Origin of the sequence: Clostridium subterminale, assembly GCF_039521425.1 — a bacterium.
Taxonomy (GTDB): Bacteria; Bacillota; Clostridia; order Clostridiales; family Clostridiaceae; genus Clostridium_J; species Clostridium_J subterminale.
The window spans coordinates 107710-120509 of record NZ_BAAACI010000011.1; the positions used below are offsets into that span (position 1 = coordinate 107710).

Below are 12800 nucleotides of genomic sequence, written 5' to 3' on the forward strand. Positions count from 1 at the left end.
CTTTTTATATTTATTTTCAAAGGCCGATTTTAGAAGAACATACCAAAGGCTATACTTGCTAATATCAGCATTATTCCTCCGCCAAGACGAGAAGAAATTTGTGCAAAGGACATTAAATCCATACGTTTTGCTGCTGTAAGAACAGCAACGTCTCCTGAACCTCCACGGTTTGCCATGCATAATCCAGCAGAAATTGCTGTTTCTATTGGGTAGAATCCTACTAACCAACCTACAAGTGCTGATCCAATGATTGCCCCTAAAACTATTAAACCTGCTATAACAACGTTAGCTACATTAAATGCTGCTATAAGTTCTCCAAGATCTGTCATAGCTATACCAACTCCAACCATTACTACTAGCAAGAATTGTTTTGAGAAGAATCCTTGAAGCTTTTTAGCACCTTCTTTTAACTCTAATGGAATTATATTAGCTACATTAGCTATAGCTACTAAAATAACCATCCAAGCAAATCTATGAATATCAATTTTAACATTTATCCCCATAAGTGTGAACTCTGGTATAATTAAAGTTTTTGATAATATATTTCCAAATACATAGAATGCACATGCAAGAATTAATCCTGCTGCAACTTCTCTAGCTGTAACTTTAACTACTCTTGTTTCTTCTAATTTAGATATATCTTCTGCTTTTCTTATTAATTCACCATGTCCGTTAAATTTAGCTCCTGTCTTAGTTTCACCAAATTTATTTAATATAGAAGCCGCTATTATAGCTATAATATTAGCTATTGTAAGAATTGAAAGAGCAAATGATAACCAAGCTGCTGGATCTCCACCAGTAACACTTGAGTAAATTTCACTCATAGGAATTGCTCCTGCTCCAGTACCACCACCCATTATTGGTAATACATACTTAGTAGCTATGTCTGACATAGGAATTCCAAATATAAATCCACCTAGAGACCCAAGACAGAAGGCTGCAATTACTCCTCCTAATATTGCTGGAATATATCCAAGGAAAGCTTTCATAAGTAATTTTCTATTAACTGATAATATTGATCCGGTTATAAGTACTGCTATAAATAAGTCTAAGAAATCTGCTGTATCCATAAATACCTTTACAGCTTCAACGCTAGCTTCTGGTATTATTCCATAGTAAACTAATGCTGCTGAACCAAGGAAAGCAAGGATAGGACCTCCTCCAACATACTCTTTCCATATTGGAATTCTATCACCAACCATAGCAAATAGTATACCTACTGAGTATAATAGTGCAAAGGCACCTACAGAGTTTTTAGGTAAAAAACCTTTGATTGCTGCAAAGAAAACTACTACTGCAACTCCTGCAAAAATGTACCACGGCATGCCGTATACTTTAAATGGACCTTTTTTTTCTTCAATAAGATTTTCTGGCATAATTAATCCTCCTAAAATTAAATTGTATAATTTCATTACTAAGCTTTACTGAGTTTTGTAAAGCTTAGTAGGGTTAACAAGTTATATGTTTAAAATTTTCAAATCAAAGATAATGTTCAAGTTACTTTTTAAGCTTTTTAACTACGTCTATAATACTTCCATCTCTGTATTCTATTACTGCTACTACCTCATCAGTAAACTTTAATTCCTTAGGAACTCCTATTAGTTTAATGGCAATTTTTCTCAATTCCTCCATGGTTATTAAAGGAAGACCTGCCTTCTTAAACTTCTTAATTAAGTCTTGTCTTCGTGGATTTACAGTTACACCATAATCTGTAACAACTACATCTACTGTACTTCCCGGAGTAACAATAGTAGTTACCTTATCAATTATGGTTGCAATTCTTCCTCTAGTAAGAGGTGCTACTAGGATTGATATTCCAGCATTAGCTGCTGTGTCACTATGTCCACCCGATGCTGCTCTAATAACTCCATCAGAACCAGATATAACATTAATATTAAAATCAGTATCTATTTCTAGTGCACTTAGTATAACAAAATCTAATTTGTTAACTGCTGCAGATTTATTAAATGGATTAGCATAAAAATCTGCACTAACTTCTATATGTTTTTCATTTTTCCCAATGGACTCTGCAGCCTTTAAATCAAAGCATTGAACATCAAATAATATATCACAAAGACCCTCTTCTAAAAGGTCTACCATAGGTCCTGTAATTCCACCCAATGCATAACTTAATTTAATATCTCTTTTCTTTAATTCCTCTTTAACAAAACGAGTAACTGCTAGAGATGCTCCACCACTACCTGTTTGCATAGAGAATCCATCTACAAATCTTCCTGAGGCAAGCATTACATCAAGTACTCTTTTTGCCATTAAAAGCTCTTTAGGATTTGATGTAAATCTAGTTGCTCCAGACATTATTCCCTTGGAATCACCTATTTCATCAACTACGACTACATAGTCAACTTTAGTTTGAGGAATGCTTTGTGGAAAGTTTGGATAATCAACTAAAGTATCTGTAACTACAACTACTTTATTAGCATACTCTGCATCTACCTTTGCATATCCTAAAGATCCACATATAGATTTTCCTTTTACACCGTTGGCATTTCCCATACAATCTGCAGATGGAGCTGCTATAAATGCTACATCTATTTTTAAATCTCCCTCTACAATAGCTCTAGCTCTTCCACCATGAGAACGAATAACTGCCGGATGATCTCCTAAAATTCCTTCTGATATTGCTGCAGCAAGTTTTCCTCTAAGTCCACTACTTTCAATTCTGTTTACAACACCATTTGCTATATGTGCTTCAAGCCCATCATGAGCACTAGTTAGAGAACTTGATGCTACTCTTAAATTTTTGATACCCATCTCTGCTAATGTGTCTACCACCATCATTAAAAGCTTATCTCCAGCTCTAAAGTGATGATGGAAAGAAATAGTCATTCCATCTTTAATTTCACATTTTTCTATAGCAATTTTTAAAGATTCTACAACTTTAGTTCGCTTTACTTGTTCTTTTAAGTTTTCACTATCGCTTTCAACCATGGTTTCCTTTGGTTGATTAATAAATGGAGTTTCATAAACCTTCCTTTTCTCATAGCCTGGGATAGTATTTAATAATTCCTTACTTACTCTATTATTCATCATCTTCACCTCCAGCTAGAACCCCTGCTGCTTTGGCAAGTTCTAGAACTCTTTGAGCTCTCTCTATAATTGGTTTATCTACCATTTTACCGTCTACAGTAAATACTCCTTTATTTTCACGTAGTGCTTCCGCTGTAGCATCTACTATCTTTTTAGCTTTAACTATCTCTTTTTCATTTGGAGTATAGACACTGTGTATAAGTTCAACTTGTCTTGGGTGAATTAGTGACTTACCGCCATATCCCATTCTCTTAATAAGATTCGCTTCTTTTAAGAATCCTTCATCATTATTTACATCAGAATAAACTGTATCTAATACTTCAAGACCACAAGCTCTACCTGCCATAGCAATCATTCCTCTAGCTACATAAAGCTCGTCCCCTTCTGGAGTTCTTGTTGTTTTCATGCTTGTTACAAAATCCTCACCACTTAAAGCCATTCCTATTAATCTTTTAGTAGGCGACTTTGCTATGTCAAAGGAATGCATAACTCCTAACGCAGATTCAATGGCCACCATTATCTTTGTAGATCCAATTTCTCTTCCACAAGCCTTCTCTATTTTTTCTATTTCTCTATCTACAGTCATAACATCTTCTACAGTTTCAGTTTTAGGTATTCTAACAACTTCAACTCCACCTGTTACTATTGCTGCTAAATCATCTTTCCAAAATTCTGTATCTAAACCATTGATACGAACCACTGTTTCTATGCCTAGTTCTTTATAGTAATCTCCTAGATTTCTCAACATATTGTGAACTAAAAATCTTGCAGAATCTTTCTCTGTTATAGCAATGGCATCTTCTAAATCAAACATTACTGAATCGGGTTTGTATATGTGTACATCTCTTATAATTCCTGGATTGTTTCCAGGAACAAATAACATCGAACGTCTTAGTTTCATCTTAATCTCCCCTTACATCCATTTATATTCCTTGTTATCAGCGGATCTATGAACTGCAGTCTGAACTCTACTTTTAATTACAGGATTAATTGCACCTTTATCATTAGCAAACACCTTCGCATTTTCTACCCCTAAGGAGTTAAGAGTTTCTTTAATAACTGCTTCTATTTCCTCTCCAAATTGTGCTTTAACAGTACTTTCTAGAGTAATTTCTATTCCAGCAGTTGAGGGTTCAATTATAATTTGAATATCACTGGACTCCAATGTGCCAGCACTAGCTACTGTTTTAAGTTCCATATTTACGCCTCCTGATTAAAAATATTCATCGTTTTGTATCCCTTTTCATACTTTGAATACATTTTGTATACATCTTGTTTATAGTGTATACAAAATATTTATAAAAATCAATAGAAAATTGAATATTTTTTTAAGTTTTCATAATTTTATAGTAAATATTAAATTTTCTTTAATGCATAAAAAAGAATTGCTAATACACTTAGTATTAACAATTCTTTTTATATTATATATTATAGGTAATATATTATAAGCTATTACTTAACCACTGCATTTTGAAAAGATTTTTTAGCACGTGTAACATGAACCCTTGCTCTTTCTTCAGCAAGTTGTTCATCTCCCGCTTCTATAGCATCTACAATTTCTATATGTTCCTTAAGTGCATCTAGTTTTCTTTCCTTAGTCATTAAACTAATTTTTCTTAGGCTTTGTAAGTATTCATATATATATTCCATTTGTGATATTAATCTTTTATTATGACAAGCATCTAAAATTATTCTATTAAATCTGTTGTGAACTTCTACATATTCCTTTTCTTCATTAGCCTCAATAAGTTTTTTCATATTTTCTATGATTTCTTTCAACTCTCTTATCTCAATTCTAGAAATATGCATACATGCTCCTCTTACTGCAAGTCCCTCTAAAACTTCGCGTATATCATAAATCTCTATAGCATCCTCAATGCAAATCCCCTTAACTATAGTTCCTTTTCTAGGAATATTCACAGCCAAACCTTCACTTTCCAACTGTCTTAAGGCTTCTCTAACAGGTGTTCTACTAACTCCCATAGCTGTAGCTATATTATTTTCTACCAATCTATCTCCTGGATTTATATTTCCTGTAAATATAGCTGTTCGAAGTTCTTTAAGAACTATTTCTCTTATAGATTTTTCTTTACCTTCATCTAAATTCTTTAAAACACTACTCATAAATATCTACATCCTTAAAAATAATTTGTGACTATAACAAACATACTTTATTTTAGTTGTTAATTTTCATTACAAATAAAGTCATTCATTTAATACTTTACTTAATTAAAAATATTAACCATATACATTAATATTGCATACCTTTAACTCTTTGTCAAATTTAATGATGCATAATACTTATGTATATAAAAGTAATAAAATTTTTAAAGGATTAGATTCTTACTTTGAAGCATCTGTTTGCTTTGGTTGATTATATTTATTTATTTGTCTTTGATTTAAAAGGTGAGTTAGTTCTTCCTCAGATATATCTCCAAAATTTTTAAACTCATAGTCATTGTCTTTAAAATATTTAATTATAGAAGGAAGAGCCTTAGGTGTAGTAGAGTTTGAAGCTCCATCATGCATGAGTACTATGGCAGTGTTAGGATCTATAAAAGTTTTTTTAAGCTCTTTTCTAAAAGTAGATAAAAGTTTTTCTACAGGTACATTTGTAGATAGAGCATCCTCAATAGACATATTCCAATCCACATAGTACAATCCCTCATCACACAACTCATTTCTAATAGCTCTTACAGTTCCTTTATCTCCTATGGTAGTGCTAGACCCTCCAGGCATTCTCATGAATTTTGAAGGTTCATGCCCAATAACATCAGTAATAGCCTTAAAAGCTTTGTTGTAGTCCGCCAAATATTCCGCCTTACTCGAATATATACATTTCTTATGGTTATAGGTATGTACGCATATTTCATGGCCTTGTTCTTGAACTTGCTTTAATATATCTGGATTTTGCTCAACTAGTTCACCTATAACAAAAAATGTGGCTTTAACATTTTCTTTTTCTAAAACCTTTAGTATTTCTATGGTATTATTAGTAGGACCATCATCAAAAGTTAAATAAACTACTTTTTTTATATCTTCCTTGGAATCAGCTTTCTTCTCATCTTCAGCTAAAGCTGGATTGAAGGTACAAAATATAAAGATAAGTATAAGTACAACCATAGAAGAATATTTTAATTTCTTCATATTAATCCTCCTTATATAAATAGTAAATTACCTTAATATATATTGTGTTCTTAATTATAAATGTATACTATTATTTTTAAGGTTAAATTAACAAAAAGAGGTTGTCGCAAACTTATTTTGAGACAACCTCTTTAAAATTATTTTTTATCTATTTTATACAATTAGCTTTAGTAATAATTTTTATATTATCACACATTTCTCTTAAATAATCATAATTAGCTATATCATAGTCAAGCTCTTTGGGATTCAGAGGACTTCCAAAGTAAACTTCTGGATTGCATTGTGTTGAATAGTCTTTTCTTTTAGTAAAGGAAGCTACATGAAGTTGATTAAACTTCATATTTTCAATCATCCATTTTACGTTATATGGTCTTACCCCTCCTGGAAGTATTTCAATTTTGCCCTTACCACACTTCATCAGCTCTTTTAAAAATTCAGACCCATCTTCTATTGTATTCTTTTGTCCCTTAGTAAGAATTCTTTTTACACCTAAATCAACTAATGTATCCAAAACTTTAAAAGGATCTTTAACTACATCAAAGGCGCGATGGAATACAGCTTCTCTATCTCCAATAATATCCATAAATTTTTTGCATAACTCCACATCAAGAGTACCATCTTCCTTTAATGCTCCAAATACTATGCCATCAGCACCTGCTTTAACAGCTGCTTTCATATCTCGCTCCATGGTTTTAATTTCATATTCAGAATAACAAAATCCAGCACCTCTTGGTCTAATCATTACCATAATAGGAATATTTACTAATTTTTTAGCTTCCTCAATAGTTCCTATAGATGGAGTTATGCCTCCTAAAAACATATTAGAATTCAACTCTACTCTATGGGCTCCTGCTTTTTTAGCTATTATAACATCTTCTAGTGAACCACAACATATCTCCACTAACACCTTTTCTTTCATTATTAATTACCTCCATCTCATACCTTTTATTTTGTAATCTACCTCCCACTAAAAATTACATATTAAGATATATAACTTTTTAAGTAAACTTAATATTACAAATAAGTTTATCTATTTCAGATTAAATTTTACAATACTTTCTCCTACTATTTTGTTATTATCATTAACAATAACCCTTGGAAATACCTTCTTTAATCTCTCTATTGTATCGCTATTTTTATAATTGATCTGCTCTAAAATAGATGCTACTATTAAAGGCCATTCTTCCTCTGAACCATCAATTATCTTAATTGAAAATCCAAGTCTTTCCTTTTTAAGCCCAAAACAATATACACCTTTAGCTCCCCCCTTTGCAACAATATTATTATCCTGTAAAAGTAATGAGCATATTAAATCAGTGCCTGAAACCATCTCATAATTTTCATTCATTAATTTAGTAAGCTTTATTACTGCATTTCTTGTTAACTCATCCTTAATAGTATCTGGACATGCCATGGTCATATAAGCCATAGCTAAATTTTTCATAGGCATTGCAAATACAGGAACTCCACAGCCATCTGTACCAATTTTTATCTGATCTATTGGATAACCAGATATCATTGAAATATGAGAAAGAATTTCTTGCTGAGCTGGACTGTTAATATTCCAATATTCTTTTTTATCACAGTTCATATCAGTGCATAAAGTTAAAATTCCCATATGTTTTCCTGAACAATTGTGATAAATACGTCTCTTATTCTCTTGACATCTCAATATCTTCTCTTTAGCTTTCATGGATAATGGATATGTAGGTAAGCATATAAGTTCTTCTTCCTCTACTTGAACTTTGTCCATTATAGATTCTAATGCCTTAATATGAAAAGGTTCCGCCCTATGGGATCCTGTCATAACTGTAATTTCTTTATCACTAAGATTATACTTTGTGTCAAGGCCTCTCTTTATTAATGGAATAGCTTGTATTGGTTTTGCTGATGATCTCATATAAGTTACAAATTCAGGATCACCAATGGAGTAAACAACTTCTCCGTCTTCGTTTACACAACATATATATCCTCTATGTACACATTCTAAAAGTTCTCCCCTATACTCTTCAACTAAAATCTCATCCATGGTAACACCCTTTCTATTAACTATTTTATATGCTGTAATTATTGATATATATATAAGTAATATATAAATTAAATACACATAGGATAAGCATTTATCCTATGTGTATATTTTAACATTATTTTTAATTCTATCCCATAGATTTCCTTTAATTTGCCTCTTTTATTTCTCTACAATCCTCATTATGAATTATATTTTTCTCCCAGGCTCCTTTTCGGTACATTATATATCCAAAGATACATATTATAAGATTACTAAAACTCATAGAAAACCATATACCTACAGACCCTATATTAGTAAAGTTTTTAAATAGTAATATCATTGGAAGTCTTACAAACCAAAGTCTTCCCACTTCCATCTCCATAGAATATCTAGTATGACCCGATCCCTGAAATACGCCTTGAAGCACACTAAATATACCCATTAGTGGCATAGACCATGCTATATACTGAAGATATGTTATACCCTCTGAAATTACCATCATATCGTCCTTTGATTGCATGAAGAAACCTATAATTTCTTTATCAAAAGCTAGTAAGATAATTAATCCTAAAGCTGAAAAACCGATAGTAAGCTTCATAGCTTTTACAAAGGCCTCCTTAGCTCTCTCAAGTTGGCTACATCCTAAATTTTGCCCTATAATAGATGTAAGGGCTGCACCAATTCCCATAGCTGGTTGACTTACAAGAGAAGTAATTCTATTTACCATAGCAAAAGCTGCTAGTGTTGCCGTACCATAAGATACTATAAAAACATTTAAAGCCATAAATCCTAAAGCTGAACCAGATTGTCCAATAGATGATGGAAGGGCAACTGATATGATTTTCTTAATTACTTCTACATCAAATTTAAACTTCTTAAAAGAAGGTCTTACCTTAGATGATCTTCTCATTAATACGTAAACCCCAGCTATTGCTAATATAGCCTTTGACAATAAAGTTGCTATAGCTGCTCCTGCAATTCCCATATTAAATGTAAATATAAATATTGGATCTAAAATCATATTAAGAACTGCACTAATTGCACTAAGTACAGTTGGAAATACTGTATTTCCTTCTGCATTCATTATGGAGTTAAAGTTAAAAAATAAAAACATAAAAGGCATATCTAAGAAGGTAATTCTTAAATATATTATACTATTTCTTGCTAATTCACCTGTTCCACCCATTATTCTTACAATAAAGGGCGATAATATATATCCAATTATGGCAAATAGAATAGAAGATAAAAAAGATACTACTATAAGTTGACTTGCGTACTTATTAGCCTCTTCATATTTGTCAGCTCCTATGAATTGAGAAATTATAGATGTACCTGCTATAGATAAACCCATTCCAATAGATATAAATAAAAAATTTACTGGCCAAACAAATCCTGTAGCTGCAAATTCTACTGATCCAATTTTACTTACCCATAATCCATCCACTAGATTATATAGTGTTTGTATTAAATTATTTATCATAATAGGAATTGCTAGTACTCCTATTACTTTGTATAAATTACCCTTTAAAATAAAACTTCTTTTATTCTTAACCATGTCCCCTCCTAAATTACTTTTAAATTTCTCATTACTACACCATATATTATATACCACATATACTATAAATTTCTATAAAAACTTAGGATGTCGAAATATATTTTTTTCGAAATAAAACAGTGTATACTTTATAATTTAAAATTCATAATCATATACACTGTTCTATTTATTTTTACTTTAAATTTTATTACATATTATAAAATAAATTTTGTGAAGGATACTCAGCATCACAAGTAACATCTATTCCTAGTTTTCTAAATATTTGCTCGTCACCAGTACTAAGAATAGTAGTAGAGTGAGCTTGACATCCTTTGAGCCTTATAAGCTTTTCTAAAGCTACTTGAGCCATAGGATTAGTAGCTGCACAAATACTAAGAGCAATTAATATTTCTTCTGAATTTAAAGATGTATTATTACTTCCTAAAGCATTAGTTTTCAAGCTTTTTATAGGTTCTAATACCACTGGTGAAATTAAATGAATATCATCAGATATATTAGCCAAATGCTTAACTGCATTTAAAATAGCAGCTGAAGATGCATCCATAAGTTCTGAACTTCTGCCTGTTAAAATAGTTCCATCTTCAAGTTCTAGCGCTACTACAGGACAAGCATCATTTTTGTTTGCCTCTAATTTAAGCTTACTAGAATATTCTCTAGCAGGAATAACTACTTTTCTATCCTCTGGCTTAAGATTTAAACTTTCCATAATTATTTTAATTCTTTGGAAAACCTCTGCATCTACATATCCTTTTTTATATTCAACGCTAGTTTTAAAGTATCTTCTAATTATCTCCTGTATAGAAGCTTCCTTAACAACTTCATCATCAGTAATTCCAAATCCTACTCTATTAACTCCCATGTCTGTTGGAGATTTATATATAGATTCTTTTCCAGTTATCTTCTCAATAATTCTCTTTATAACTGGGAACATCTCAATGTCTCTATTATAGTTTACTGCAACCTCATTATATGCATCAAAATGAAAAGAGTCTATCATATTTACATCCTTAAGGTCTACTGTAGCTGCTTCATAGGCAATATTTAAAGGATGTTTTAAAGGTACATTCCATACAGGAAAAGTTTCAAATTTAGAATACCCAACAGCATTTCCTCTTTTATTCTCATGGTATAATTGATTAAGACAAGTAGCCAACTTTCCACTTCCTGGTCCCGGTGCTGTTACTACTACTATTGGCTTAGTAGTTTCTATATATGGATTTTTTCCATAACCCTCATCACTTACGATAGTCTCAACCTCTGTAGGATATCCTTTAATAGCTTCATGCTTATAAACTTTAATACCTCTACGTTCCAATTTATTTATAAAGATATTAGTAGCTGGTTGACCACTATAGCGAGTTATAACTACACTGTTTACCTGTAAGTCATATCCTCTAAGATCATCAATTAATCTTAGTACATCCATATCATATGTAATTCCAAAATCGCCTCTTATCTTATTTCTTTCAATATCACCGGCATATACACAAATAATTATTTCTGCCTTTTCTCTAAGTTTATGAAGTAACTTTATTTTTGCATTTTCATCAAAGCCTGGCAAAACTCTTTTAGCATGCATATCAAATAAAAGTTTTCCGCCAAACTCTAGATAAAGTTTATCATAATTATTAACTCTCTCTAAAATATATTTTGATTGTTCTTCCAGATATTTTTCGTGATCAAATCCAATTTTCATCTTTACACCTCATCATAATAATAAAACATACATATTATTATTACATATTTTCCTCTTTAGTAAAACCTAAATTAAAAATTTTTAATTTTTTTGTCAATTCTAAATTTGACCTTTATTATTTATTTCTGGATTTTATGCTTTTAAAATTTCTACTTTTAATTCCTCCATTAATTCCTTTACTGGGACTATACTTTTAATCCTATGGGCATTATCTCCGCAAAATACTAAAGCTTTATCCATATTTCCCTTAACACCATTTATTAATGCTTCACTAATGCAATATGGAGTTATTTTTGGGTTACAGTGGGATATACATCTATAGCATTTTTCCACATTTAATTTTCCTTTAAAAGTTTTCTCTACAAAGGAATTACATATAGCTCTTCCTGGTAAACCTACAGGACTATCTACTATAACTATATCTTCTTCTTTTGAATCAATATAAGCCTTCTTAAAATTTTCTGATGCATCACATTCAACCGTTGCTACAAACCTAGTAGCCATTTGAACTCCATCTGCACCTAACTTTAAGTATTTAGCTATGTCTTTTCCATCATATACACCTCCAGCAACTACTACTGGAATTTCCTTATTATACTTTTCACCATAAATTTTAGTTTCATTAATTATATCTACTACCTCTTTATCAAAGGCTTCTCCAGACATATTTATATTTTCTTTTTTAAATCCTAGATGTCCTCCAGCTCTTGGACCTTCAACAATAACCATGTCAGGAGCTACCTTATCGTGTCTATCCCAAAGCTTCAAAATAACTTTTGCTGACTTCAAAGAAGATACTATTGGTGCGATTTTTATTGAAAAACCTTTGATTAATTTAGGTAATTCAATTGGTATTCCAGCTCCAGAAATTATAATATCTGCACCACCTTCTATGGCAGCCTTAACATGTTCTTTATAATTATTCATGGCAACCATTATATTAACCCCGATAACGCCTCCATTAGTAGCCTTTTTCGCTAAGAAAATTTGATTTTTTAAAGCCCTGATGTTAGCTGCTAAATTATTACTTTCAAAATCCTCTTCATCATATCCTACTTGTGCTGCAGATATAACTCCAATTCCTCCTTCATTAGTCACTGCTGATGCAAGTTTTGATCTCGAAACTCCTATTCCCATTCCACCTTGAATTATCGGCATAGGTGCTAATATATTTCCTATCTTTAGGCCTTTTATATCCATAAAAACACAACCTTTCAAATTTAAATATTTTATTTTGGCTTTCAAATACTTTGATAATCAAAGTTTATTTTATTATAAGCCATTTTAATAATGGATGCAATAAGTATCCTTACTGAATATATATAATTAACTTATCCTTCATAAAA

At 31.4% G+C, this 12800-nt stretch carries 11 protein-coding genes; all 11 read right to left on the reverse strand.

Annotated elements, in window-relative coordinates; all coding sequences use genetic code 11:
• Window positions 1–29 precede the first annotated feature (29 nt).
• A complete protein-coding gene (gene citS, locus ABDZ93_RS18825; RefSeq protein WP_343828055.1) occupies window positions 30–1376 on the reverse strand; it encodes a citrate/sodium symporter CitS in 1347 nt (448 codons plus the stop codon).
• A 121-nt stretch (window positions 1377–1497) separates the two neighbouring features.
• The gene (gene citF / locus ABDZ93_RS18830) at window positions 1498–3051 is read right to left on the reverse strand and encodes a citrate lyase subunit alpha (protein WP_343828056.1); all 1554 of its coding nucleotides are present in this window, start codon (window positions 3049–3051) and stop codon (window positions 1498–1500) included.
• The gene (locus ABDZ93_RS18835; RefSeq protein ID WP_343828057.1) at window positions 3041–3949 is read right to left on the reverse strand and encodes an aldolase/citrate lyase family protein; all 909 of its coding nucleotides are present in this window, start codon (window positions 3947–3949) and stop codon (window positions 3041–3043) included. The genes citF and ABDZ93_RS18835 overlap by 11 nt, the downstream gene beginning before the upstream one ends.
• Window positions 3950–3961: 12 nt before the next feature.
• The gene (gene citD / locus ABDZ93_RS18840) at window positions 3962–4246 is read right to left on the reverse strand and encodes a citrate lyase acyl carrier protein (RefSeq protein ID WP_343828058.1); all 285 of its coding nucleotides are present in this window, start codon (window positions 4244–4246) and stop codon (window positions 3962–3964) included.
• Window positions 4247–4500: 254 nt separating this feature from the next.
• Window positions 4501–5172, reverse strand: coding sequence for a GntR family transcriptional regulator (locus ABDZ93_RS18845; protein ID WP_343828059.1), 672 nt, complete (start codon window positions 5170–5172; stop codon window positions 4501–4503).
• A 219-nt stretch (window positions 5173–5391) separates the two neighbouring features.
• Window positions 5392–6195, reverse strand: coding sequence for a polysaccharide deacetylase family protein (locus ABDZ93_RS18850; protein WP_343828060.1), 804 nt, complete (start codon window positions 6193–6195; stop codon window positions 5392–5394).
• 148 nt (window positions 6196–6343) lie between these two features.
• Window positions 6344–7114 (reverse strand): copper homeostasis protein CutC, encoded by a 771-nt coding sequence (locus ABDZ93_RS18855; RefSeq protein WP_343828061.1) that lies wholly within the window; start codon window positions 7112–7114, stop codon window positions 6344–6346.
• Between the two features lie 111 nt (window positions 7115–7225).
• Window positions 7226–8224 (reverse strand): asparaginase, encoded by a 999-nt coding sequence (locus tag ABDZ93_RS18860; protein ID WP_343828062.1) that lies wholly within the window; start codon window positions 8222–8224, stop codon window positions 7226–7228.
• 145 nt (window positions 8225–8369) lie between these two features.
• On the reverse strand, window positions 8370–9758 hold the full coding sequence (locus ABDZ93_RS18865; protein ID WP_343828063.1) for an MATE family efflux transporter: 1389 nt from the start codon (window positions 9756–9758) through the stop codon (window positions 8370–8372).
• 187 nt (window positions 9759–9945) lie between these two features.
• Window positions 9946–11454 (reverse strand): DUF1846 domain-containing protein, encoded by a 1509-nt coding sequence (locus ABDZ93_RS18870; protein ID WP_343828065.1) that lies wholly within the window; start codon window positions 11452–11454, stop codon window positions 9946–9948.
• 132 nt (window positions 11455–11586) lie between these two features.
• A complete protein-coding gene (locus ABDZ93_RS18875) occupies window positions 11587–12654 on the reverse strand; it encodes an NAD(P)H-dependent flavin oxidoreductase (RefSeq protein ID WP_343828066.1) in 1068 nt (355 codons plus the stop codon).
• Window positions 12655–12800 lie beyond the last annotated feature (146 nt).